This window comes from Ruficoccus amylovorans (assembly GCF_014230085.1).
Lineage (GTDB): Bacteria > Verrucomicrobiota > Verrucomicrobiia > Opitutales > Cerasicoccaceae > Ruficoccus > Ruficoccus amylovorans.
In genome coordinates, this window is the sequence record NZ_JACHVB010000035.1 from 50,058 (window position 1) to 74,983 (window position 24,926).

Below are 24,926 nucleotides of genomic sequence, written 5' to 3' on the forward strand. Positions count from 1 at the left end.
CCATTCGGCGCTCCGGGTACATCCCTTAGCACGTGAAATCGAACGTACAGATCAGCGAGACGCAGCTATCGGGGCTGAAGGCGTACCTGGAGCGTCGGGAAACCTCGCTGCGCACAGACAACCGCCAGCGGATCAACGCGGACCGCAAGAGCATCCTCGATTACCGTAACTGCAAGGACCGAAAGAGCGGCGTGTTCGCGAAGGAAAATCTGTCCTGGCCGCTGCTCTCGATGGTGGTTGACCACTTCATCGTGCGTACGGAGGACGAGATAACCGGTACCGCCCCTTATTTCAACTTCAAGCCTGAGGGGATGTCGGATGCGGACAAAGCGCTGGCTGCCGACAAGTATTTCCGCTTTCGCCTGGACAAGATGGGGCAGCTACGGGCCCGGATTGAGGACGCATATTTCCCGATTTTCACGCAGCGGGCCGCGATATTCAAAGCGACCTACGAGGAGATTTACGACGAGTGGGAAGAGCGGGGCCGGCTGGTTCTGCATGACGCGGATGGCCCGATTGAAGTGCTTGACCGCGGCATTGACGATACCCGTTACATCCTTTTCGGGGATGAGGAGTGGGTTCCGCAGTCGGAGCCGGTGATAATGGAGCCTGGCCAAGAGCCTGTTGTGACCTCGTACCGGCTTGCCATTGACCCCTCAATTGAAATCCCGGCCGAGTTGTACGAAGCCGACCCGGGAGACCCCGCGTGGGAAGATTCCCCCTATCAGTGGGCCGCGCTGGATGAGCCTATCCGCTTCCGCGAGTATGCTTTTGCCGGGCCGCGTAGCGATCAGGTGGACTACGACCGCTTTTTTGCCCCGAGCAAGATTCGCTGTCTGACGGAAGCCGACGCGCTGTTCGAAGAGTACGACAAGCCGCTGCACTGGATTCGCGACCGGTGGATGAAACGCAAGGGCATGGACTGGGCGAGCTTCGAGGCCAACCTGAAAGCACAGGGCCAGACGGGCACCAGCGGCGAAGACGCTATCAACGGGGAAACCTTCCGCGACAAGGCCGACAAGGAGGGCGAAACGCAAATCGAAGATGCCGAGGAAACCCCGTTTAGGATTCAGGAATGGTGGATCGAACGCGATGTGCTGGGGTGGGGCAAGCCGCAGCGGCTGGTTGTCTGGCGCGAGAAGCAGAGCGGCGAAATCATCCTGGTTGAGTTCGCCGCGGTAGTCATGCCGGACCGGCGCGGGCGCATCCCTTATGACGCCATCGCTATCTGGAAGCAGGAGGAATACTGGTGGGGTTACTCGCTGCCGGAAATGCTGGACCAGTATCAGGACCAGGTGGACAAAATTTTCAATGCCTGGCTGTTCCGCAGCAAGATCCAGAACGGTTCCCTGATAGGCGTCAAACCGGACAAGACGATTGGTGGCGTGAAGCCTGAGGATGTGCAGCCCTTCGAGACGGTGGAACTGCAGGCGGACGCGAACATCGACGACTGGCTCCAGATCAAGAATTTTCCCCAGACCGATGCCCGGACCGCTGAGTTGATGGGCATGATTATCCAGGCCGTTCAGCTTTGGCTGGGGGTGAGCAACATTGCCCAGGGCGACCTTTCGAACACCAAGACCAACACAACGGCCTATGGCGTGGACGCGACTTTACGGGAAGCCGGAAAGCTTTCCCGCCGGTGGACGCGCCGCATCATTCGCGGGCTGACCTCGCACATCCGCAAGCTGGTGATGATTGAGGTAGCGACGATGGATGAAGTCATGGCCTACGCTTACACCGAAGGCAACGAGGAGTTTATCGGCTGGATGAAGCGGGCTTCCCTCCAGACCAACGGCGCGAACATCATCGACTGGGATGTGCAGGTCGTAGTCAGCCAGCAGTACACGCAGACGACGGTTGAGGCGAACCGGCTGGTGCTGGAAATCATCGAAAAGTACGCGGCGAGCGACCCGCTCATGCGTCTGCGCATCCGCCTGCCGCTCAAGCAATCGCTGATCGCGCTCGGCCACGACGAGGTTGACCAGATGCTTCCCATGCCGACCGAGCAGGAAATCGCCGCCTACCAGCAAATGCAGGCCAATATGGCCGACCGGCTGCCGCAAGAGGGTGAAGCCCAACCGATGAGCGCATGAGCAACCGACGCATTCTTACGAACGGGGTCCGGCTGAAGCCGTCCGACTTCAGCCCACAGGAGCGTCACGCCCATCTGGCCGCGCTCCAGACCCACCCCGGATGGGAAATCTTTGTGGCCGAGTACGAGGACGCGCTCCGGGCGATGTCAGAAAAGGCGCTTGGGATCGACCTTGAAACGGAGAGGCGCGAGCGGATGGTGACAGCCTACCATGAGGCCAAAACGACCTTTCACCCGGAGGCGATTGTACGAACCGGGATTAAGGTGGCCGAGACAGAGCGCAACCGCCTGCGTCAAGCGAGTCTTGACTAGATTGGCAACCGATACGCCCGAAAACCGTCTGCGGGCAGTATCGGCGCAATGAGACGTTCAACCTCTTCGCAGAAGATCACCATCGCCGGGGCCGGAGCGTCCCAGCCGGTCGAGCTTGGACCCAGTGCCAGCTTTGTGCTTGTCGCCGCTGCCACCATCGCAAGTGGAACCATCGTTGTGCAGCCGCAGGCCTGCATCGGTGGACGGTGGGCGGATTATGGAGACGCGATCACCGTCAGCGCGGAAGAGCCTGAATCGGCCATCGTTGAAATCCCCAACCGGTGCTTTCGCTCACTGCGCATGAAGGTGACGGCAAACACGGCGGTCGATAGCGAAGCCGCCAGCGTACCGCTTGACTGGCATTTTGAGTCTCCGCCCGCCGCCTAACCATCAACATTTCCAGCTATGAACGAGCCGCAATATATCCTGTTTCCTGTTCGCAGCGCCGAGCAGGGGTATGTCCGCCCGGAGATCGGTCGAGACAAACGCAGCAACCGCATTTTTGATGCCAAGACATTCGTCTTCGACCTGACCAATGATCGCTGGTATCGCGGTGACGGAGCGACGAAGGGAGGTGTAGATCTTAAGTCCGAACCGCTTTATATTTCATCTGCCGACGCTCGCTATCTGCGGCAGGCGCTCAACCTGTCCGACTTGCCTGATAAGCTCGCCGCCCGCACCGCCCTCGACGTGTACAGCAAACCGGAAGCGGGGCTCATGGCCGATTGGACGCCTTATGTCTCGCCTCCCGCTGGCAGTTGGTGGGCGACTCCGGGGAATTTCGATAATCAGGTCATCAGGCGGCCAGACGGAACGTTTGAGCTGGCCCGCGATTTCGATGCCTACTGGGAAACAGCCACGCGCGGACTAACGGTCACTGAGCTTTTCATCGACGCCGAAAACGGCGATGACGTGACTGGCGATGGCCTGACATGGGGAACGGCATGGAAAACATTAGCCAAGCCGGGCGCTGAAACTTCAAATTGGACAAGCGTTCAGGCGGTGATCCTTAACATTCGCGGCACTTTCGACTGGCTGGCGATGTGGTCTATCACTGGAGTCGATCCCGCGAAGCCGCTCATGGTGCGCGGCCACGGAGAGGCTCGGGTTGCGGTCTCAGTCGCTGCGAGCACAATCACCTGGACGCAGGAGAGTTCCCCGAACACGGATGTCTGGGGGTTTGACTATTCTGCTCAATCAGCTCCGGTGGGCGCACGCACACCTAATGGCGTCTATGACCCCGGACAGCTTGATGCCTTCGGGGATTACACAAGCTATAGCTCAGCCGAAAGCATTGAAGAGTGTCAAGCGTCGCCGCAGAGCTTCTTCTTGGACACGGTAAACTCGAAGTTTTATGTCCACACCGCCACCGATCCGTCCAGCACAAGTGCAGCCGTGAGCGTGGATCGTTGCGGGCTGGCATTGGGCACAAATGCGCAGACGTTCCTGGACAGCATCACGATCGAAGGCGGTTGGGCTTCCATCATCACCGGCTCGTCAACGACGATGCAGTCCCTTTTTTACCGTCGCTGTAAATTCACCTCTACCTTTCCTGATCCCGCCGGAGTGCAGTCTGGAAATGCGATGAACTTCACCCCGTCCCCGAACGGTCTTTGTATCGGGTGGGACAGCATCGCGACGAAAGCATGGAAGGACGGCTTCTCCTACAGCGGCACGAACACGGTGGTCGAAGTCCGCAATATTGGCCGAAGTAACGGCGTTGATGTCGCGGGGACGGCGCACAACGGCACCACGGGCCACGGTGCTATCCGTGCTCTCTTATTGTCCGGCCAGTATTATAAAAACCTTAACCGCAACGTTCACTACGTGCAGACATCGACACTCTGGGCCATTGGCTGCGCCGCTGGAGATGCCACCACCGACCTAACCGATGCCGATCAATCTGTGGATTGGTTCGTGAGCTTCACCGGAGGGGGCGTCACTGCATGGCTGGATCGCTGTGTCCGATTCGGAAATTCGCTCCATCCTCTGATGGTCATCGACGGTACCGTCCGCGTGCGCAACTGCAACTTCCAGCCCGCCGACTTCACCGGCGGTGGGTCGGCCTACAGCTATTAATATCATGCAAGTGCGCAAGCTCAAACGCGGGGACTACGCCCACAACACACCTGCCGAAATCGACGCAGCGTTTATCGCCGCCAACTACTAGCAGCCATGCCCGAGAACGAAAAGAAACAGGTATCCAAGACAGGCGCTCTCGTGGGGGGCGGCGTCACCGGCACGGTGATCTTCGCCGTGGACAAGCTGGTGCTGCCGATCCTGAACAAGCCCTATGGCGAGTACCTGATTGCCGGGCTGGCCGGGATCGCCCTGGTGGGCGTCTTTATCGAGCGCATCGTGCGCATCAAATCCAACCAAGATCAATAACATGAAAACCCGAGAATTCATCTTCCTCTCTGTGCTGGCTGCCGCCAGCTTTCTCTTTGCCGGTTGTGCCACGAGCGATCCGGCTTCCGACCGCATCAGCTACTCCGGCCAGTTCGGCGAATCCGAGGTGGATCTGGACATTGCGCTGCCCAAGGACACGAGCGGGAAAGCCTTCGTCATCGAGGGACACACGGTCGCCAATTCGCTTGAGCGCACATCCGACATCGTGGACGCCGGGGCCAAGGTGCCCGACTCGACGGCTCCGACCACGGCTAGCATGATTAACGACATCCGTGGTTACGCGGACGGATCGCCCGTACTGGAGAAGGAATTTCAGGGCTTCCGCGTGACGATGGTGGACATTAACCAGGCGAACAACCCCGAGGTGATTTCGCTGGTGGTCGAGCTAAACAAGGCGATCAGCGAGAACAATACCGCGCTCGCCTCAGAGATCGCCGGGAAAATTGCCGAAGCGATTGTGGCCGGGGTTAATCCGGCCAGCTCCGCATCTTTGCTGACCGACTAACATCCGCCCGCGATGCTCCCCGTAGGACAAGACAGGCTCGACGACCTCCTGCAAGCCGCAGGGGTCTGGAAGCCTTATGTTTCTGACCAACCAAGGCCCTATTACTGGGGTGTGGATTGGGGGGACATTGCTTTTGAGCGCGGCTATGCGAGCGAGCTTGAGAGCAGCTTGTGGCCAAAATGGGTAGCCTCGTTGAGTGCGGAGGCCGGAGAAAAAGAATACCGCCGGACCAAGGACTACTCGTCAGTGGACCGCATGCAGTTTTGCCCGCGTGGGGATGGCTGGTATCCGACATGGCTTGAGGATGCTGGCGACTGTGAGAACCAGGGACACGACTTCATCACGTTCTGCGGACGCATGAACGCCTTCACGGCTCGCAAGCGCGGCATCCGGAGATTCGGGTTCGGGTTGCTCGGATTGTCCTATGTGGCGGAAGCGAAATTCGAGGACCGGCGCGAGGGCGGACATTTCCGGGTTTGCCTCGTTGATGAGCGCGACCCCAACGGTGAGCCGGGCACGCTCCGGCCCTTTGAGCAGGCGACAGGCACTTTCATGGCCCACACCAAAACAGAATGGGAGAGCGTATGGCACGTGCATGCTCGCTGATCCTCCTGATCCTCCTGCTCTTCCTGGCCGGTTGTTCCACCCCGCAGGACGTGGACACCTTTGAGCCTGCCCAACCTGAATTTATGGAACTTTCCGAATGAGCATCACTGAAGCCAAAGAGCAAATATCCAAGGGGCTGATTATGGCCGCTGCTTTCATCGTGGTCACAAGCGCGACTATCGGCGGCGCATGGCTCTATGGCAAGTTGGCCATCGTGGACAAGCACGAGGTGCGCCTGACGCTCGTCGAGGATCGGCTCTCGGACGTGGATAGCCTGTCAGCATCGGTGGACCGACTCAATACGGCTCTTAACGTGCAAAACGCTTTGCTCGGGCGCATCGACGAACGCCTGAAAGTCGCGGAGCGAAACGGAAAATGAAAGAGCCTACGGTAGATCTTCGGCCCGAGGGCGAACCGCTGAGCGGAGAAGATCAGGCGCGTCTGCACATGGCCGCCTGTGGGCAACATCTTGAGGATGCCGAGGATGAATACGCGAAGGCGTACATCGACGTTTACGGCCCTCCGAAGATTGGCAACTGATACAGTGGAAAAGCCGTTGTGCCTACATTTCGGGCACAATGTCAGACGCAGCCAACAAGCCCACCGATAGCCAGAACGTCCAGGAGCCCGAGCGCCCGGAAGCTGGCGGTGACACCACATCCGCCCTTGAAACTCTGCAAGAGTACGGGGTGGATGTTTCCGACGATGCCGTGCAGGACGCCCTGCTGGGTGACAAGTCCGTGGAGGACATCATCGCCGAATTCGGCAAAACGCCGCCGGAAACCCCGAAGGAAGAAGCAGTCGTTGAAGGAGACGACGAACCGCCCGCCAAAGAAGAAGCGGCAGGGGACGAAGAGGAAGAAACACCGGTCGGCGACGACAATCCCGAGGGCGAACCCCAGAAAGAGGACAAGGGGCAGCATCGTTCGGCGCGTGTGCGTATCGCCTCTGACGAAGACCTCAACATCGTGCTGGCGGCGAAGGAACTGGGCATTTCGATCACCGAGTATTTCGAGCTTCAGCGGGCCAAGCAGCAACCGGCTTCCGGTAATGGGCAACCGCAGCAGCAGGCTCAGGCCGAACCGGTCAAGGATACCAAGGTTGAGGGCTGGAATCAGGAGATGGCCACCCTCGACGAAGAAATGGCCGAACTCGAAAAGCAGATCGACCAGGCGAATGAAGACCTGGAGACGGCCACGGCGATGAAGCTGTCCAAGCAGTTCACCCAAAAGATGCTCGAAAAGGGCCGGATCGAACTGCGGATCGAGGCCTACGAGGCCGGAAAGCAGAACAGCTTTGAGCGTGAAGCCGCCGACTCCCGTAACCGGATGATCGGCAAGTATCCCGAACTTGGGAAAACGGGCCGCGAATCGCTGGCCTTTCAGGGCTTCATCAGCACGCACCGGGCAGACGACCCGGTCTTTATGCGCCCGAACTGGATCGAAGTTCTGGCCGACAAATTTGCAGAGCAGTACGGCACCCCCGCGACAAGCCCCGCCAAGGACGAGGGCCGCAAGGCAAGTGCTGATGCTCCCAAACCGCAGCGACAGCCCCAAGGCAAGCAGCAGCTTTCCAAGGCAAAGCTATTGGACTCCCAGCGCGGCACCAAGCCCCCGGAAGTCCAGTTGCCGAAGTCCGAGGCAGAGCAAGAGGCACTGATCGACCAGGCGCTCGAGGAAATCGACAGGCTCCCTCCCGGGGAGCGTACGCGGGCAACCGCACGTCTGTTCGGCGGCAAAAAGCAGGTCATGGGCACGCGCTGACCACACTCAACCGCAACCAATTAATCATTTCACATCATGAGTATCGAACTCGATAAAGTCACTCTCCTGAGCGAGTTGAAGGCTAAAGACCCCAACTTCGCCAAGAAAATCTGGTCTCGTAAAATCAAGCACGACGCCAGGAACAAGAATCCCTTCAAGCCGCTGATGGGCCAGGACGGCTCCGGTATGCCCATCTGCGAGAAGACCGACCTGAACAAGATGGGCGGCGAGACCGTCACCTTTACGACTACCGCCGAACTCGGCGGGCAGGGGCGCAAGGGTGAAGAGGAACTCAAGACCCACACCAATATCTTCGACTTCGGCACCTACGGGGTCACGGTCGGCGAACGGGCCTGGGCGGTTTCCTACAACAAACTCCTGCAGTTCCTGCGCCTGCGCGGGGACGACATGAGCGTCGAACAGCTCGCCAACTCGGTCTGCGCCAACTGGTGGGGACAGATGGAGACGGACGACATTCAGCAGATGTTCCTGCGCATCGCCCGTCTGGTTGCGCCCCGCAACATGAAGCGGGTGAACAACCGCACCAGCCAGGACGACCTGACGCTGGCCGACACCCTCAACACCGGCGGCATCGAGTACATGCAGCAGGCGCTGATTACCAATGGCGCGACGCCGATTTACGTGGAAAAGGAAAAGTACGGTGGCGAAGTGCCGCAGTACATCCTGTTCTCCACCTGGCAAAATGCCGCCTCCCTCGAGGACGAGCAGAAGTTCCGCGATGTCATGCGCGAAGCGGCTGCCCGCGGTGACAAGAACCCGTATTTCACGGGGCGCTTGCCGCAGTGGAAGAACACGGTCGTTCTGCGCGATAACGTCGTCATCAGCTCCTCGACCGGCCGTCTGGCCCGTCCGATTCAGCCGATTGCCCACCTCGGGCAGGCGCTGGCGGACGAAAGCGCCACGACCATCACCGGCGGCGGTCTGCGCAACTCGGACGCCTCCCGCACCGATCCGGCGCTGTTCGACTACTTCGCGAACTTCCCCGGCTTTGGCTGGACCTTCTACGAAGGCGAATCGACCCCGGCGGATGCCAACACGTACTACGCGATCATCTACAATCTGACCGATGGCAAGTACGAGGGCATCAGCTACACGGCGGCCAACAACAACGGCAACCGTCTGGCGAGCGTGACCCGCGAGGTGGCCACGATCCTGCCGACGGACAATGCGCGGTACTCCAACGCTCACCCCTCGGACTCGCTCATCATCCCCTGCACCAAGAACGGGGTTCCGCTGGGCTGGTCCATCGCCATGGGCGCGGAAGCGCTGCTCCTGGCCAAGGGCGCTTACGATGCCGAGCCCATCCAGCACTCGGACGACTACGATCGGGTGAAGGGCCGGGGCATCCACGGCATCCGCGGCTACGGCTCGCCGAAGGACACCATCGGGCGGTTCCCGAACTTCCAGGTGCTCGAACACGCGGTCGAAATCCCGGGGGTCAGTCTGGTGGACATGTCCGCCTAATCCTCTCCACCAATCCACAACGCAAACAAGGCCTCCCGTCCCGCAAAGGCGGGGGGCCTTTCCTTTTAAAGCCAAGACGCACCATGAAAATTATCCTGAAAATCCTGAACGAGACGATCACTCACCGGCAGTTCCGCAAGCTCGACGGCCTGCGCAAGGAATTGTACCCCTTCAAGGCCGACCAGAAGCTGCGTTGCTACACGCACGAACTGGCTTCCGATTCGCCGGAAAAGCTCCAGGCGGAAATCGACTCTATCGTGAACAACACGAACGGGGCCAAGATTTCGCTGGTGGTGGACAAGGACGCCTTCCACGCCCTGACCGCGCAGCCGCGTAAGGCAACGGGCGAGTGGAGCCGCCCTTCTTACGGCAGGCTGCCCAAGGATCAACTCGTTGACATGTGCAAGTCGCTCGGCATCGAGGTAGACGGGCGCAACACCGACAGCAGCATGCGCAAGCTGCTCGACATCTACTACGATGCGCAGGAACATCTTATCAACGCCTACGACCTGCCGAAGGCGGAGGCCGAGGTGGAACCGAAGACCGCCGCCGCCAGCGATCAGGAGGCCGACAAAGCCCCGGAGGCTGATGTTGAAACCGACGCCCAAGCGGAAGCAGGCGAGGGTACCGCGCCCGAAGCTGAAGACGCCAAGGCGGAGGAAGGCGACAGCCCGAAGGCGGAGGCCTAAGCCATGACGGTCGGCGACATCGAAGACATGCTGGCGGCTCCGCTCGGAGTGGAGTCCGTCAGCGAGCTTCCGCAATCTTCGCGGAACCGGATCAGGAGCGTCGTCAACGGCGTTCTTTCCCGTATCTACGCCCCGGAAGATGGCAGCCGGCCGAAATGGTCAGAGCGCAACCGCGGTTATCGGATGCCCGCCCCCAAGTCCGTGACGCTGACCGTGACGGAGGGGGCGGCTACCTTTACGGCCGTCGGGCACACCTTCGACAATTCGCAGGCCGGTTGCGTCATCAAGACGGGCGAGTCTTGGTATAACTACGCCGGGAAGGACGGTAGCAATGCCGATTGCTTTACCCAGCCCTACAACGGGCCGAGCGGGACGGTCGAGGGCACCGTGTATTTCTGCTGCGCCACGTTGGAGAACGATGTTGTCGGCGTGATCGGTGTGCCGCAGGCGGTCGGTATTGGCCCGCTTGAGGCGATCAGCGGGGTGGACGAGCAAACGCTCTACCGCGCCTACTGGACGGCGGATTTTACGGATCTGCGCAACTACTACCGGGCCTACGACTATCCGCGCCGGACCTTTGAGCGCGGAAACGAGTACGACCTGGGCGATCCGTATTTCTACTTCATCGACGACGCCGCTTTCAGCCCGCTGGCAAACCTCAGCGTGAGCAAGCGGCTCTTCATCTACCCGCTTCCGGATGTGGCTGTCTCGATCCAGTTGCGCGTGAACGTGGTGCCTCAGGTAGCCTCTGACGCTGACCAGATCCCGCTTCCTCCCGGCGTGAACGACTCGGTCTTTCGGGCGCTGGCTCAGGAGTCGATGGCCAACGTGTTTGAGGACTACCCGGTGAGCAATGTCCAGGGGCTGCAGGTGGAGGCAGCGCGGGGCCGGGCGCAGATCAAGAGCCTGTCCAAGACCCAGCGCGTGAGAAAGGGAACGCTCCGGATGCCGCCGGGCTGGTAAACCATGAACTACTTCGACATCACGAATCTGCTCGGCGTATCGACGCAACAGGACTCCACGGAAGCAGGAGCAGGGACTTTCAGGCGGGCCGTCGGCGTCATGCCGTATCCGGCGGGAGCGTTATCGAGCGGGCCGAAGTGGGGATATTTCAAGGATGGGTTCGGAGAGCCCTTAAAGGTTACAATTTATAATCCCTTAGGCCGTATTTTTGCCTATAATGCCGAGATTGGATCTGCCCGCATTGTATTTATGTCGTCGTCAGGGGATATTCATTGCTTGACGGATTACTGCTTGAATGGATCAAGTGTAGATACATCTCAGGCAGTTACTCCGCAGGGGCTCAGTGGAATGGCTATCACTAACGCTTCGACTGAGAAATGGTATGCCTCACGCATCGGCCCTTATCTGCTCCTGGGCAATGGAATTCTATCAAACCGGTATATCACAACGGCTGCGGTTGGTGGGGTTAGCGTTTTAGGCGTAGGCACCCCTGGCGACTTTTACGACAAGGCCGTTGAAAACTTCCCGCCGTGTACCTGCTTTGCCCTGACGGCTGATCGCCGCATCTTGGCCGCTGGCAACGCCGCTCAGCCCTTACGTGTCTGGATCGGCGCACAGGCCACCGACCAGCATGGGCTGCTCTTTGGCGTCGAATCGCTGGATACCTCCTACGTGGACATCGTCCAGACGGGCGCAACCCGCATCACGGCGATTTCGGCCATGAACGACTATTACAGCGTCCATACGGACGCCGGGGTTGTCGATCTGTTCGGGTTTACAAACACGAATGACGGGTGGACGGCCATTCAGCGCCCGAGCACAGCCAACGCCGGAGCGATCAACCCGCATTGCGTGAAAGACCGTGACGGGTTTTCCAGCTACTACCTGGGGACCGACGGAGAGCTTTACCGGGATGAAGCCGTGCGTACCGGACCGCCGGAAAAGCGCTTCGCCAAGCAGGTGGACACGGCTACCGCGCACGCTGCCGGTCAGTGGAACCGGGACATGGATGTTGAGCTTGCGGCTACCCCTGCAACGGCCCACCTCTTTGACATCGCCTATGACCGCTCCCGCGGGCTCGTGTACATGCTCGGACGGATGCCGAAACGTGCGCAGAGCGAAGCCGGGGAAGATCATGAGTCGGAAATCCGCATGGGGTTATGGTGCTACAACGAGCAGACCAAGCAGGTGACAGGCCCCATGCTCTGCCCAAATCTGCGCTGCATGACGCTGGTGGGGTCTATCGACACGCCCAACCGCTATCTGGTGGGTCTCAACTCGGAGGGCTACCTGATTTACGCCGACCTCGGCTTGACCGACGATATTTCGCCCGAAACGGTGGAGCCGATTGGAACGGCAATAGGCGGTGCCTACACGAATGCTGAAGCCGTCGGCGGCTTTAACCCGACGGTGGTCGTCGGCGATGGCGAATTTGCAATCAACCGGAGAGCATCCGGCATCGATACCTGGCAGCTAAAGCTGGAGTCCTATTCGCAACTGAAAGTCGTCGGGCTTACCGAACGCATCATAGAGGGGGAGTTCTTTCGCAACGCTTCGCTGTCGGTGCTGGAAACGCCCTGGCTCGACCTTGGAGCTCCCAGCATCCGCAAGATGTTTCGCCAGATCAGGCTGACCTTCGACCGCAACCCGCACGTTTACGCCTACGCGAGCGTGCGCTCGGATGATGGCTTTGAGCGTACAATTCATCGCGGGCTGCTCTACCCGAATGCTCAGTGCGTGTTATCGACAAACGCGGGAGGGAAGCGCATACAGCTTCGGCTCGTGCTGATTGGCTTTCTGGACAAGCCGTTTGTCCTGCGTTCGCTCTCGATTGGGTATGTCCCGGCCCGTTCGGTCGCACGCTAGCCATTAAATAGCGGCTGTACTTGGGGGATTCTATTCCCAGATGCCGCTGCTTCTTGTTTACGGCCTCGTGGGTGACTCCGTAGAGGCCGATCAGGGTTTGGCGGGAGCGCATGGAAGGCTTGAGGGCGTGCATCATGCAGATGTCGGCCAGGCTGATGATGCCGACGCCAGAGACGTTGTTGTTGCCCTGCAGGCTCTGATACCTGGACTCGCAGTCCCGCCGGTAATCCTCCTGCGCGGCCAGCGGCTCGTCGGGGTCTTTCCCGAGCATTTTGAGCACCTGACGCCGGTCTAGGCCAAGCGCCTGCAGGACGGGGGTAAAGCTGATGTCACCTTCCATTAAAACCGGTAATCACGTCGGTGTGAAGATAGCGGGCAATGGTGGAGGGGATAACCACATCGGCAGCGACGGAGAGTTTTCCCTTAGAGAAGTCCCAATCCAGATCAATCCGCATGGAGGCGGTATTCTTGTGGCTCAGGGAAGCGGCCATGAGCACCGTATTCAACTCGCGGTCCAGCACCTTGCCAACCGTCTCGTGTAGTTCATCCCTGATCTTTTCCCGGTGGTTTTTGACCTTCAAGAGAAATTTTTCCTGATCCGACCGCTCCATTTGACCCTCCCGCTTCTCGTATGACTGAATTTACATAAGAGATACATAAGCGGCTTTTAAGAAAAGTCAATCTTAGGCCAAGCGCACTCGTAAGTGCTTGAAACTCAAATGGCACACCCGAAGGGAGTCGAACCCCTAACCTCCTGATCCGTAGTCAGGCGCTCTATCCAATTGAGCTACGGGTGCACGCTTGAGGAAAGCGTGGGATTCAAAGGAGGGGAGGGGGGCTTGGCAAGCAGAACTTTCACAAAAAACGCATTTATTTTTTCGGAGCAGAAATGCTCGCGGTTGAACAGCGGCGGGCTGCATATTCAGAAACCGGGGGTTGGGAGTTAGGCCGCTTTGAAGTGGTAGCGGGATGTGCGCAGTTTTTAATCCTCGTAGCTGATACGCCAGAGTCGGCCTTGGCGAGAGTCGCTGATGTAGAGGCTGCCGTCGGGGCCCACGGCCAGGCCGCAGGGGCGCGCGCGGGCTGAGCCGGGGCTGATGACTTCGGGCTCGCCCGCGAAGCCGTCAGCGAAGTTTTCCCAACCGCCGGAGGCTTGCTCGCCGTCGAAGGGAACGAAGACCACGTTGTACCCGCCTTGCGGGAGCGGGGCACGGTTCCAGGAGCCGTGGAAGGCGATGAACGCGCCGCCCTGATAGCGCTCGGGGAATTGGGAACTGGTATAAAAGACGAGTGCGTTTGGGGCCCAGTGGGCGGGAAGAGCGATGACGGGGGCTTGGAAGTCGTCTCCCCCGTCGAGCCCCCGGATCAGGCCGGGTTTCCAGGCGGTGTCCGGCTGGCCGCCGTATTCGGGAGCGAGCATGCGCCGGTTGGCGAAGGGGTCCCAGTAGGTGTAGGGCCAGCCCGCGTTGCTGCCCTCTTTGAGCAGGTGCATTTCCTCGGCGGGGAGGCGGGCGTTGTCTTCCTGGGAGAAGAGCTTGGGGAACAGGAAATCGAGTTGATCGCGCCCGTGCATGACGGTGTAGAGCTGGTTGGCGGCCGGATTCCAGGCCAGGGCCACGCAGTTGCGAAGGCCGGTCGCGAAGCGTTTCCCGTCGGTCTGCCGCTGGTCGGTCGTGGCGGCGTCAAAGACCCAGATGCCGCCGCCCTGTTCAAGCTGGGGGCAGTTGACGATGCCCTTTGAGCCGGGGGTGCGAGGTTGTTCCTGGCAGGCGTTGGAGGGGGCGCCGGAGTTGACAAAGAGCCGGCCCTCGCCGTCGAGCGCGATGGATTTGGCGTTGTGGGCGTGCTGGCGCGGGAAGCCTTCGACGACGGTTTCAACCGGCCCGGCGGGGACGAGTTCGCGCCCGGCGAATTCCTGGCGCAGCACCTCGGTTGCGGTGGAGTAGTAGAGGTATTCAATGTCACCGGCGGTGGTGGGAACGGTGGCCAGCGCGATACCCGTCCCGGTACCGGGGCCGAAATACTCGACCTGATCGTAAGTACCGTCGCCGTTGGTGTCGCGCAGGGCGGCGATGCCTCCGCCTTCGGTTTCCTTGCTCAGGCGCACGTAAATGTCCCCGTTGGCGCGGACGCTGAGGTGGCGGGCGGGGCCGACGCCGGGGTGGACGACTTCGGCTTTGAATCCGGCGGGAAGTCTCAGCCCGTCTGCGGCGGGAGCCAGCGGAGGCTGGGCGGGGTTCTGGTTGGGGAGCTGGGCGGTCAGCGGCAAAGGCAGGAGCAGGAGGCTGAGAAGGAGGTTGCGAACTGGGTTCATGGCGACTGCGTATGAGTTGTTTTTATCGAGCGGTGCGGGGCCGCTAATGTCGTTGCTGAGAGTTAACTTGTCAAAGGCATGTGTGCTCCGGTATAACTTTCCACATCTATGGCCCGTAAGCCGAAAACCAAGTGTATCGGCATTCTCACTTCTGGTGGGGATTGCCCGGGGTTAAACGCAGCCATCCGCGGAGTGGCCAAGTCCGCCATGCATCACGGGATCAAAGTCCTTGGCGTGATGGACGGTTTCCGCGGATTGGTCGAGAACCGCTTTGTGCATCTGGAGGATGCGCAGGTTTCCGGCATCCTGACGCTCGGAGGCACGCTTCTGGGGACCAGTCGGGACAAGCCGCACAAGATGCCGATGGGCGATCAGGTGCTGGACATGACCGAGGTCGCCGTGGCCAACGCCAAGGCGCAGCAGATCGACTGCCTGGTCTGCCTCGGGGGCAACGGCACCCAGAAAAACGCCCTGCGCATGCAGAAGGCCGGGCTGAACGTGCTCACCCTGCCCAAGACGATCGACAACGATGTGGCCGAGACGGATGTTTCCTTCGGCTTCGACACGGCGATGAACATCGCCACCGACGCGATTGACCGGCTCCACACAACCGCAACCAGCCATCACAGGGTCATCGTCTGCGAGCTCATGGGGCACAAGGCCGGCTGGCTTGCCCTCGGGGCAGGGGTCGCTGGTGGTGCCGATGTGGTGCTGATTCCCGAGATCCCCTATGATTTGAACATTGTAGCCGAGCACTTGATCGAGCGCCGCAAGCACAACAAGCGCTTTTCCATCATCGCCGTGGCCGAAGGGGCCGTTTCCAAGGCCGAGGCCACGCAGTCCGAGGAGCAGCGGGAGAAAAAGAAGCAGGCCAAGAAAAAGGTGGCCGAGCGCAAGCACAAGCCGGGCGAGCCGCATCTGGTGCAGGAATCACTCGACAGCCGCATCGCCCGCGAACTCCAGCAACTGACCGGATTGGAGGCGCGCACCACCTCCCTCGGCCACGTCCAGCGGGGTGGCTCCCCCTCCGCGCGCGACCGCCTGCTATGCACCCTGCTCGGGACGACGGCTGGCCGCCTGCTGGCCGAAGGCCATTATAACAAGATGGTCGCTGTCAGGGGCACACAGGCCGTGCCGGTGCCGCTGGAAAAAGTGGCCGGGGTCATCAAAACCGTTCCCCGCGATCACGGCTGGCTGGAGGCCGCCATGCTGGTTGAGACTTGCCTCGGGGATCGCTAGGCTTGGGAGGCGGGGTAACTTCAGACTTGCGTGAGCCTGGCGTTGGCGAGGCGGCTAGTGCACAGGACTCATGCTCACGAAGCCCACAACCGGCGAGTGACCGGATGCGGAGCATGAAACCGTAAAGAGACGCCGAATGAAAGGGCCGGTTGATTAAACTCTTTGACGCTTGTCGCACAATATTGCTTATACTGTTCAAGGCCAATCGAAGGCCGAAAGAGGTGTAGGTGGCACGCGGAGGCAGAGTCTATCGGAGATTGCACCTTTAAACCCGTTTGACATGTGCCCTGCTTTTTGATGATAGAAGTTTAATGAAAAAAGAAACATCTAAACAATCGCCCAAAAAGGCGAAACGGCTGACCATTTATGATTTGGCCAGGCTAGCGGATGTTTCACCCGGGACGGTGAGCCGGGTACTGAACAACCGGGACAAAGTTCACCCTCAGACCCGTGAGAAGGTATTGGAATTGGCCCACAAAATCGGGTTGAACCCGCAGTCGTCGGTCCGCAACCGCGAGGTGGCGATCATTACCGAGCCGAGTTTTCAGGACCGCATCGGGGGCTATTCGGCGAGTCTTTCGGCCTTCACGACTTTTAACCTGTCGGGTAAAAATGTGGGGGTGCTGCTGCCGGAAAATCCGGTCGAGATGCTGCCCCACTACTACCTGGACGGAGCCATTACCGTGTCGGCGGAAAAGGAGATCCTCGAACTGCTCAAGTCGGTCGAGAAGCGAATCCCTGTCGTGTACATGGACCATTTCGAGGCCACGGCCGAGCAGTACACTGTCAACTCCGACCACTACCGCAGCGGCGAGCTGGCTGCGGAGCATTTTCTGGAGCACGGGCGGAGCAAGCTGGCCTTTATCGGTAACGATTGCCCGCCGAACCGCGTCCGGATGGAGGGCTATACGGCTGTCATGAAAAAGGCCGGAATCGAGCCGAATCCCCGGCTGCTCCAACTCGACCCCGAGGGCAGTCTGGCCTATACCTCCCTGACCCGCGCCCTGCGTAACGGGGCGGACGCGCTTTTTGTGCCGGGCTCCAGCATGCAGGCGGTGGAGGCGATGCACGTGCTTCAGTATGTGATGCGCAAGGAGGTTCCGAAGGACGTGTCCGTCATCGGCGGGGAGAACGAAGGGGTTTCGATTTTTCAGAATCCGCCGTTGACGACCGTGGCCGAGCCGCTGCGCGACATGGCCAGGCTGGCAGCGGACCTCATTATCAAGCTGGCAGACGGGGTGGAGGTCGAGCCGCGACACTACACCTTGCCGGTCAAGCTGATCGTGCGCGAATCCGTCTGATCCCTTTTTTTCGGCGGGATTGGCGATCAGCCCGCACGGGTCTGGTTAGGTTCGGCAGGCCCTGATAGGGAGTGGTGAAGGCGGGGCGTTCGCTTCCATTTGTAGGGGGAGGAGTTTTTAGGCTTCAATAATAAAACAATTTTACTATAAAATTAATTATTGAATAAAGAGTAATACATGGTAACGCTGGGCATAATGGATGCGGTAAATGAACGTAACCTGAACCGGGGGTGGCAATTTGCCTTGGCCCGGGAGAGCGGGAGCCTTGGCCGTGTGCCCGCCGCTGAAGACAAGGGGGTCCGGGTGGATTTGCCGCACATTCCCCGGCAGCATAAGCTCAATGCCGCGGATATGTGGGTGGGGGAGTGCTGGTATTGGCGGCAGCTCGACCTGGCGAACTGGTGCCCCGGCCAGCGCTGTTATCTGGAGTTTGAGGGGCTGATGCAGGAGTCATGGCTGTATGTCGATGGAGTGGAGGTGGCTCATCATTGCTCTGGCTATCTGCCGCTGGTGCTGGATGTGACTCCCTGGCTCGTGCCGGGAAAAAATCCTCTCGTCGCGGTGAGACTCAGCAACCGCTACAACCCCGACATTCCGCCCGGCAAGCCTTACGAAAGCCAGGATTTTTGCCTGTACAGCGGTATGTATCGCGGGGCGAAGATGCGAATTTGCAACGAGTTGCACATCACCAGCCCGAACCTGACGGGAGACTTCGCCGGGGGCGGGGTGTTGGTGAGTTATCCGGTGGCGGAAGAAGACACGGCCATCGTCTCGACCCGGACACACGTGGCGAATACCGGGGATAGCGCACGTACGTGCGTGGTCCGCTGCTCGGTACTTGGCCCAGATGGGAGCGTGTGCGCCACCTCGGATTCGGAAGAGGTGAGGGTGGAGGCGGGCACGGGTAAGCAGGTGGAGATGGATCTGCTTGTCCGCCAACCACGTTTATGGTCGCCCGCCTCTCCGCAGTTGTGCCGCCTGGAAGTGGAGTTAATTGAAGGCGGCACCGTGATTGACCGGGTGGGCGAGCGCATCGGCATCCGCCGGATCGAGGCTTCGCGTTCAGGAGGCTTCCGGATCAACGGAAAGGTCCACCGCCTGCGGGGGACAAACCGGCATCAGGACCACCCCTATGTCGGCAATGCTGTCCCCGACGCCGCCCAGGTGCGGGACGCACGCCGCCTGAAGGAAAGCGGGTTCGACTATGTGCGGCTTTCGCATTATCCGCAGTCTGTCAGCTTTCTGGATGCCTGTGACGAACTAGGAATCGTGGTCATGGACTGCATCCCCGGATGGCAGTTCATGGGTGGGGAGCGGTTTCGTGAAAATTGCTACGAGCACGCACGCCAGTTGATCCGCCGCGACCGCAACCACCCGAGTGTCTGCTTTTGGGAACTGTCGCTGAATGAGACGGACATGCCGGAGGATTTCGCCACTGCGCTGGACCGGATCGGGCACGAGGAGTATCCCGGCGACCAGTTTCTCACCTGCGGCTGGATGGACTATTACGACATCTATCTGCGTGCCCGTCAGCACGGCGGCCTGCACACGTATCGCAACGGGGAGAAGGCGCTCATTATCTCCGAATACGGGGATTGGGAATACTACGCGGCCAACGAGGGCTTTTCCCAGGAAACCGGCGAGGGTCTGAAGGAGAAGTGTCTGAACAGCCGCAAGACCCGCAAGGACGGCGATGCTGGCCTGTTGCGCAAGATGGGCAACTTCATGGAGGCTCTGGACGAGAATCTGACCACCCGCGCCATTGCCTGCGGGCAATGGGCCTTTTGCGACCATGCGCGCAGCCTTTCACCGGAACTGTCCACCATGGGGGTACGCGATTATTTCCGCTACCCGAAGTTCACGCATTATTTCTACCGCAGTCAGCGCGACGCGGGTGAGCCGATGGGAACTGGCGTGATGGAGCCGATGGTTTTCATTGCCTCTCACTGGACGGAGCAATCTCCGCTCACGGTTCACGTGCTCAGCAACTGCGAGGCGGTCGAGTTGACACTCAATGGCCGTCCGGTAGCTCCGGTGTCCGTTCCTGAGGCTTATCCTCATCTGCCGCATCCTCCGCGTCTTTTCACGCTGGAGCGCTTTGAACCTGGGACGCTGGCCGCGCGCGGGCTGATCGGTGGGCGCGTGGTGGCCAGCCACACGGTCTCGACTGCGGGTCGGGCGCGCGCGGTTGAGTGGACGGTGGACGAGGAAGGCGTGCCGTCGGTAAGCGGTCAACCGGATCTGCTGATTGTTCATGGCCGTATCGTGGATGCGCAAGGCACGGTTTGTCCGTTGAGCGATCTGCGGATCGCGGTTATTCTCAGCGGGCCGGGCCGATTGATAGGCGGCCATCCCCCATACTGCGAGGAAGGGATTTTCAGCTTTCTGGTGCAGACGACCGGAGAGCCCGGCACCCTGATGATCAGCGCGGAGGTGACGGGGCTTGATGTATCCGTTTTTAACTACGAAATAAAACCGTGTCCGCTGGCGGACGAAGCTCCCGTTCACCATCGGCTTTCATCGTAATCTTTTTATTCTCGTCGCGAAACCACTTTCGGTATGCTCCGTCCGCGCCCGGTGAAAAGGCGTGACAGGCGCCGTGCGCGATGATGAATCAACCTTGTACCCCTTTGTTTCATGGAAATTGTCCCACCCCAAGATGTGCCGGCTCAATCCGCTGGCGATTCCGGCGTTCAGCCGCGGGAAAACGCTGTTGTGCCCTTTTGGGAAAAGGTCGCCGTCGGGCTGGGCGGGATGACGATGTTTCACGGTAACTCGACCGTCAAGGCGACGGCGATGCCGTTTTTCAACATGATCCTCGGCGTGAACCCGGCCCTGCTTGGGCTGGCGCTGGCGATTCCTCGCTTATGGGATGCCTTCACTGATCCGGTGATGGGGCGCATCTCCGACCGCTTTCATTCCCGCTACGGGCGTCGCCGACCGTTTATCTTCTGCGGGGCACTGCTCATGGGGCTATCCTTCGGGATGATTTGGATGGTGCCGACGGGGTGGAGCGAGGGCGGGATCATGACGTGGTTCATCATTACCTCGCTGGTCTTCTATACCTGCTTCACGGTATTCTCGGTGCCCTACACCAGTCTGACCTTTGAGATGAGCCCGAACTATGATGAGCGCACGACCATCATGGGGCACGTCACGATCTGGACGAAGCTCTCGGAGCTGACCTACCAGTGGCTGATTCCCGCCGCCGGTGTGCTGCTGGTCTGGGGGCTTTGCTCCGATCAGGTGGCGGGGATACGCGCAGTCATGTGGGTCGTGGCCGTGGTGTTCATTGCGGGCTTTGGGGTGGCACCCGCGATCTGGGGGCGCGAACGCTATTACCGGGTGCAGGCCAAAGAGGTGGCCGCGCACGAGTCCGCCGGGTTCTGGAAAACGGTTGGGCAGACGTTTCAGAACAAGGCCTTCGTCGTGCTGATCGGGCTGACGCTGCTCCAGATCGTGGCCGGGATGCTGGGCAGCAGTCTCGATTATTACCTGCTGGTGTACTATATGTTCGACGGCGATGTCGTGGCCGGGTCGGTTTGGAAAGGGGCGCTGTCCTCGGCTTATGCAGGCTGCGGCATCATGTCGATCCCGGCCATCCTCTGGCTCTCCCGCCGGACCAGTAAACTCATCACACTACGCATTGTTTACACCCTCGTCATCCTCAATGGCGTCATCCGCTGGTTTGTCTATCAGCCGGGCAACCATATATTTATTTTCTTCGATGCGATTTTCGGCTCCCTGTACTGGATCGCGGTGTCCACGGTCAAGCAGTCGATGATGGCCGATATTTGCGATGAGGACGAACTGCGCCACCACGAGCGTCGCGAGGGGATGTTCAGCGCGGTCTTCGGGTGGGTGACGAAGACCGCGGTGTCGCTGAGTTTTTTCGCGGGCGGACTGGTGTTGGTCTTCGTGGGCTTCGACGCGCAAAACGGCGGCCAGCAGTCGGAGGAGACATTTCTGGGCATGCGCCTGTTCATGGTGATCGGCGGCATGATTCCGAACCTGATCGCCCTGCTCCTGCTGCAACTGTACCCGATCACCAAGGAGCGGGCCAATGAAACCCGCCGGGTGCTTGAAGCCCGTCGAGGCGCGGTCTGAATTTAACCCTGAATATATTTCATATGCGAAAGAATACTGCGCTTACTGTGGCTCTTGGCCTGATCGCGGGCGTTTGCCCCGCCGCTACAACGCGAGCCGCTGAGCCGTCCGCCCCGAATATCCTGGTCATCATGGCCGATGATCTTGGCTATGATGATGTCGGCTTTCAGGAGCAGGGGAAGCTGCGGGAGGTGACCCCGAACATCGACCGCCTGGCGGAGCAGGGTATGCGCTTTACGCAGGGCTACGCCTGCGCCAGTGTTTGCGGGCCTTCGCGGGCGGGCTTCATCACGGGGATGAACCAGCAGCGGTTCGGCTTTCAGGAAAACTTTCCGCCGGACTGGACGAACCCGCCCCACATGGACTGGCAGCGGGGCGCGTGGACGGAGTTCGGCATTCCCCCGGAGGTGAAAACGGTTGGCGACTACCTCCAGTCCGCGGGGTACCTGACGGGCGTCATCGGCAAGTGGCATCTGGGCTATGACGAGCAGTACTACCCGACGGCGCGCGGGTTCGACTACTTCTACGGCATGCGCAGCGGCGGACGGAACTATGTATCCACTCCGGACTACAACACGACCGACAAGATACCGGATAAGTGGCGGTCGATCGAGGAAAACGGTGTCATTGTGCCCGAGAGCGAGATCACTTATCTGACCGAAAACCTCACGGAGCAGGCGGTGGCCTTTATTGACCGGGCCGCGAAGGAGCATCAGCCCTTTTTTCTTTTTATGTCATACACGGCTCCGCACTCTCCTTATCAGGCGAAGCCGGAAGACCTCGCCCGCATCGACGCGCTCTTTCCGGACATTTCCAGGAAACGGGCGACCTACCTGGCCATGATCCTGAACATGGACGATGGCGTCGGGCGAATTCTGGCGGAACTGGAAAAAAACCGGCAGACTCAGAACACGCTGATCGTCTTCCTCAGCGACAATGGCGCGACATCTAAAGGCCCCGGTGACAACGCCCCCCTGACCGGGCACAAGTGGACGCCGTTCGAGGGCGGGATTCGAGTGCCGTTTGTCATCAGCTGGCCGGGGCGGATTCCGGCGGGCACGGAGTCGGATCAGGTGATTTCCGCGCTGGATTTGCTGCCGACTTTTCTCGGGCTGGCGGGTGTCGAGCGACCGGAGGGGCTCGACGGTGTGGACTTGTGGCCCTGCCTGTCCGACCCCAATACCTCACTGGGGGAGCGGGCGCTCTTTTGGCGCGAACAGACTTCCGAGGGAGACGCCCTCTGGGGGCGGGTCGGGGATGTCAAATACATCGCGGCCAGCAAGTGGGACGAACCCCGCGCCTATGACCTGAGCGGGTCCGCTACGGAGGATGACGCCACCCGGCTAACCGAGCTTTCCGGGGCGGAGTCTGTGAAGGGGGCCGTCGAGGAGTGGAACGAGCAACTCCCGCCGCCTGCCTGGCCGGTTTATAACTGGAGGACCGGCAAGAAGTTTTCCGTCGAAGCCGCCGGTGCGCAGTGAATCTTGGACCGCCCCCCGCGTGCCGTCCAATAGCCGGGTGATTTCCCCTTGACAGAACGAGCCTTTAAAAATCAGAATAAAACTGTTTTCTAAATAATAAAATTATATTTAGACCCACAATGAAGACTGCTTTGACCCTTTTACTTGCGCTGTCGGCGCTCCTTCCCGCGCTGTCCGCGCAAAGCCTGATCGTTGACGACCCTTTTGACAGCAAAGGCGGCTGGACCAATCTGTCCCGCGATCCTCAGGGCTGGTGGCCGGGTGAAAAAGGCAGCGCGGGGCTGACGCCCAAGGCGGGGAGCAGCTTTTTTTCCTTATCCTATAACAACGAGTGGCAGCGGTTGGTAAAGCGTTTCGACGCAGCCAGTTTCACCGCGGACGGACGGAAGCAGTTCGGCGGTGGCAACAACTTTGCGATCTTGCCCGGCACTTACGAGTTGACGGTGTACGTCGGGCTGGGCGACGGGGATTACTCCTTCAGCGGGGCGGAAAACTATAACGTGCTTCTGACCGCGGGCGGTGACGAATGGAAGTCCGGGGTGGCTGCGACATCGAGCGTCAAGAAACCTGCTCCGCGCTCCGGTGCCTGGGTGGAGTGGACATTCACCTTTGTCATCGACAAGAACACCCGGACGAAGAATGGGGATGTGGTTATCGGGCAGCCGCTGGGCGCGCATATCGCCCTGCGGGGAAAATGGTCAAAAAATGGAAATGAAAACGGCTACATCGCGGCGGACGGTTTTAAGCTTAAGTACACGCCGCCCTCCGGTTCATCGAAGCTTTGAGTGCGTGATTGAATTGTCGCTGTTATTCCTGATAACATCGATGCTGGCTCCCGGTTTAAATGTTCTGAGTCCGGGTGTGTTTAATGTAATTGAATGAAAATTATGCTAACGAAAAAAACTCTTTTGCTGAGTGCCCTGGCACTTCCCCTGTGCATGTGCGTCGAAGCTGTGGCTGACCGTGTTGAAAGCAATATCCAGTACCGGGCTTCCGACCTGGAACTGCCTGCCGACAATTACCAACGCACGATATGCACGCTCGATGTCTATGTGCCTGATGGTGAGCCGGGCTTTGCCACCATCATCAACCTGCATGGGGGAGGTTTGACCGAGGGGAAAAAATCGTTTCCCGCGCTCAAGGGCCAGGGGATCGGGCTGGTGGCGGTTGGGTATCGCCTTGCCCCGCAGGCAGACGTTCCGGCATTCCTGGAGGATGCGGCAGCCGCCGTTGCCTGGACGATCGAGAATATTGCCTCCTACGGCGGTGACCCTGACAAGGTCTTCCTCGCGGGGTACTCGGCGGGAGCCTACCTGGCGGCGATGGTTGGGATGGATCCGCAGTGGCTCGCCCCCTACGGGCTTTCGCCGGACGATTTGGCCGGGATTATCTGCGTGAGCGGGCAGATGAGCACTCACTTTAAGGTGAAGAAACTCCGGGGAGACACCGGGCCTGAGTTCCGTGTAGTGGTTGATGAATACGCGCCCCTCACCTACGCTTCCAAGGATTTGCCTCCGGTTTGCCTGATTGTCGGTGACCGCAAAATTGAGTACAAAAACCGTGTCGAGGAGAATGAACTCATGGCAGTCAGCCTGCGGAACCTCGGGCACCCCCTGGTCGAATTTCACGAATTGCCGGGGCTCAATCACGGAACCGTCAGCGGCGGAGCGAGCAAGGTGATCCCTGGCTTTGTCGAGCGCGTGCTGGTCCCGGAACAGGCTCCCTGATGCGCGACGGATGCTGCTGCGGTCGGTGCTGCGTCGGGCTATCTTGTTAAGCGAAACAAACACG

25 protein-coding genes and 1 tRNA gene are annotated in these 24,926 nt (G+C 59.9%); 23 read left to right on the forward strand and 3 right to left on the reverse strand.

The window, feature by feature from the left end:
• Positions 1-32 precede the first annotated feature (32 nt).
• The 16 genes from H5P28_RS11810 to H5P28_RS11880 all read left to right on the forward strand — a co-directional run bounded on the left by H5P28_RS11810 (position 33) and on the right by H5P28_RS11880 (position 12,988).
• Positions 33-2,096, forward strand: a complete 2,064-nt coding sequence (locus tag H5P28_RS11810) for a portal protein (protein ID WP_185675909.1) — start codon at positions 33-35, stop codon at positions 2,094-2,096.
• Entirely contained in the window at positions 2,093-2,407 is a 315-nt protein-coding gene (locus H5P28_RS11815) for a hypothetical protein (RefSeq protein ID WP_185675910.1), read from the forward strand. The genes H5P28_RS11810 and H5P28_RS11815 overlap by 4 nt, the downstream gene beginning before the upstream one ends.
• A 48-nt stretch (positions 2,408-2,455) precedes the next feature.
• Positions 2,456-2,794 (forward strand): hypothetical protein, encoded by a 339-nt coding sequence (locus tag H5P28_RS11820; RefSeq protein WP_185675911.1) that lies wholly within the window; start codon positions 2,456-2,458, stop codon positions 2,792-2,794.
• An 18-nt stretch (positions 2,795-2,812) separates the two neighbouring features.
• Positions 2,813-4,486: a hypothetical protein gene (locus H5P28_RS11825; RefSeq protein ID WP_185675912.1), complete on the forward strand. Its 1,674-nt coding sequence runs from the start codon at positions 2,813-2,815 to the stop codon at positions 4,484-4,486.
• A gap of 96 nt (positions 4,487-4,582) precedes the next feature.
• Positions 4,583-4,795, forward strand: a complete 213-nt coding sequence (locus tag H5P28_RS11830; RefSeq protein WP_185675913.1) for a hypothetical protein — start codon at positions 4,583-4,585, stop codon at positions 4,793-4,795.
• A 1-nt stretch (position 4,796) separates the two neighbouring features.
• Positions 4,797-5,321 carry a hypothetical protein gene (locus H5P28_RS11835; protein WP_185675914.1) on the forward strand — a complete coding sequence of 175 codons (525 nt, stop codon included), beginning with the start codon at positions 4,797-4,799 and terminating at the stop codon, positions 5,319-5,321.
• A gap of 12 nt (positions 5,322-5,333) precedes the next feature.
• The gene (locus H5P28_RS11840; protein WP_185675915.1) at positions 5,334-5,927 is read left to right on the forward strand and encodes a hypothetical protein; all 594 of its coding nucleotides are present in this window, start codon (positions 5,334-5,336) and stop codon (positions 5,925-5,927) included.
• Complete coding sequence (locus H5P28_RS19890) at positions 5,906-6,028, forward strand: hypothetical protein (RefSeq protein ID WP_281398185.1); 123 nt, start codon at positions 5,906-5,908, stop codon at positions 6,026-6,028. Before H5P28_RS11840 ends, H5P28_RS19890 begins: the two co-directional genes overlap by 22 nt.
• Complete coding sequence (locus H5P28_RS11845) at positions 6,025-6,306, forward strand: hypothetical protein (RefSeq protein ID WP_185675916.1); 282 nt, start codon at positions 6,025-6,027, stop codon at positions 6,304-6,306. The genes H5P28_RS19890 and H5P28_RS11845 overlap by 4 nt, the downstream gene beginning before the upstream one ends.
• Positions 6,303-6,467: a hypothetical protein gene (locus H5P28_RS11850; RefSeq protein ID WP_185675917.1), complete on the forward strand. Its 165-nt coding sequence runs from the start codon at positions 6,303-6,305 to the stop codon at positions 6,465-6,467. The genes H5P28_RS11845 and H5P28_RS11850 overlap by 4 nt, the downstream gene beginning before the upstream one ends.
• A 38-nt stretch (positions 6,468-6,505) precedes the next feature.
• On the forward strand, positions 6,506-7,690 hold the full coding sequence (locus H5P28_RS11855) for a hypothetical protein (RefSeq protein ID WP_185675918.1): 1,185 nt from the start codon (positions 6,506-6,508) through the stop codon (positions 7,688-7,690).
• 36 nt (positions 7,691-7,726) lie between these two features.
• Positions 7,727-9,175 (forward strand): phage capsid family protein, encoded by a 1,449-nt coding sequence (locus H5P28_RS11860; RefSeq protein ID WP_185675919.1) that lies wholly within the window; start codon positions 7,727-7,729, stop codon positions 9,173-9,175.
• Between the two features lie 83 nt (positions 9,176-9,258).
• Complete coding sequence (locus tag H5P28_RS11865) at positions 9,259-9,864, forward strand: hypothetical protein (RefSeq protein WP_185675920.1); 606 nt, start codon at positions 9,259-9,261, stop codon at positions 9,862-9,864.
• A gap of 3 nt (positions 9,865-9,867) precedes the next feature.
• Positions 9,868-10,827, forward strand: a complete 960-nt coding sequence (locus H5P28_RS11870) for a hypothetical protein (protein WP_185675921.1) — start codon at positions 9,868-9,870, stop codon at positions 10,825-10,827.
• A 348-nt stretch (positions 10,828-11,175) separates the two neighbouring features.
• The gene (locus H5P28_RS11875; RefSeq protein WP_185675922.1) at positions 11,176-12,693 is read left to right on the forward strand and encodes a hypothetical protein; all 1,518 of its coding nucleotides are present in this window, start codon (positions 11,176-11,178) and stop codon (positions 12,691-12,693) included.
• Positions 12,694-12,733: 40 nt separating this feature from the next.
• A complete protein-coding gene (locus tag H5P28_RS11880; protein WP_185675923.1) occupies positions 12,734-12,988 on the forward strand; it encodes a hypothetical protein in 255 nt (84 codons plus the stop codon).
• Between the two features lie 34 nt (positions 12,989-13,022).
• On the opposite strand, the gene H5P28_RS11885 is transcribed toward H5P28_RS11880, so the two are convergent.
• The 3 genes from H5P28_RS11885 to H5P28_RS11895 form a co-directional block, all read right to left on the reverse strand.
• Positions 13,023-13,274, reverse strand: a complete 252-nt coding sequence (locus H5P28_RS11885; protein ID WP_185675924.1) for a hypothetical protein — start codon at positions 13,272-13,274, stop codon at positions 13,023-13,025.
• A 139-nt stretch (positions 13,275-13,413) separates the two neighbouring features.
• Positions 13,414-13,490: transfer RNA gene (locus H5P28_RS11890), tRNA-Arg, on the reverse strand.
• A 185-nt stretch (positions 13,491-13,675) separates the two neighbouring features.
• Positions 13,676-15,007, reverse strand: coding sequence for a PQQ-dependent sugar dehydrogenase (locus H5P28_RS11895; protein WP_185675925.1), 1,332 nt, complete (start codon positions 15,005-15,007; stop codon positions 13,676-13,678).
• Between the two features lie 108 nt (positions 15,008-15,115).
• Here H5P28_RS11895 and H5P28_RS11900 point away from each other — a divergent pair, with 108 nt between their 5' ends.
• The 7 genes from H5P28_RS11900 (at position 15,116) to H5P28_RS11930 (ending at position 24,862) form a co-directional block, all read left to right on the forward strand.
• On the forward strand, positions 15,116-16,246 hold the full coding sequence (locus H5P28_RS11900; RefSeq protein WP_185675926.1) for a 6-phosphofructokinase: 1,131 nt from the start codon (positions 15,116-15,118) through the stop codon (positions 16,244-16,246).
• Positions 16,247-16,557: 311 nt separating this feature from the next.
• Complete coding sequence (locus H5P28_RS11905) at positions 16,558-17,547, forward strand: LacI family DNA-binding transcriptional regulator (RefSeq protein ID WP_185675927.1); 990 nt, start codon at positions 16,558-16,560, stop codon at positions 17,545-17,547.
• Positions 17,548-17,742: 195 nt separating this feature from the next.
• Complete coding sequence (locus H5P28_RS11910) at positions 17,743-20,073, forward strand: glycoside hydrolase family 2 TIM barrel-domain containing protein (RefSeq protein ID WP_185675928.1); 2,331 nt, start codon at positions 17,743-17,745, stop codon at positions 20,071-20,073.
• Positions 20,074-20,262: 189 nt separating this feature from the next.
• On the forward strand, positions 20,263-21,654 hold the full coding sequence (locus H5P28_RS11915; protein WP_185675929.1) for an MFS transporter: 1,392 nt from the start codon (positions 20,263-20,265) through the stop codon (positions 21,652-21,654).
• A 23-nt stretch (positions 21,655-21,677) separates the two neighbouring features.
• Positions 21,678-23,135, forward strand: a complete 1,458-nt coding sequence (locus tag H5P28_RS11920; RefSeq protein ID WP_185675930.1) for a sulfatase-like hydrolase/transferase — start codon at positions 21,678-21,680, stop codon at positions 23,133-23,135.
• A 119-nt stretch (positions 23,136-23,254) separates the two neighbouring features.
• Positions 23,255-23,920, forward strand: a complete 666-nt coding sequence (locus H5P28_RS11925; RefSeq protein ID WP_185675931.1) for a hypothetical protein — start codon at positions 23,255-23,257, stop codon at positions 23,918-23,920.
• Positions 23,921-24,073: 153 nt separating this feature from the next.
• Positions 24,074-24,862 (forward strand): alpha/beta hydrolase, encoded by a 789-nt coding sequence (locus H5P28_RS11930; protein ID WP_221773415.1) that lies wholly within the window; start codon positions 24,074-24,076, stop codon positions 24,860-24,862.
• The last annotated feature ends 64 nt before the right edge of the window (positions 24,863-24,926 follow it).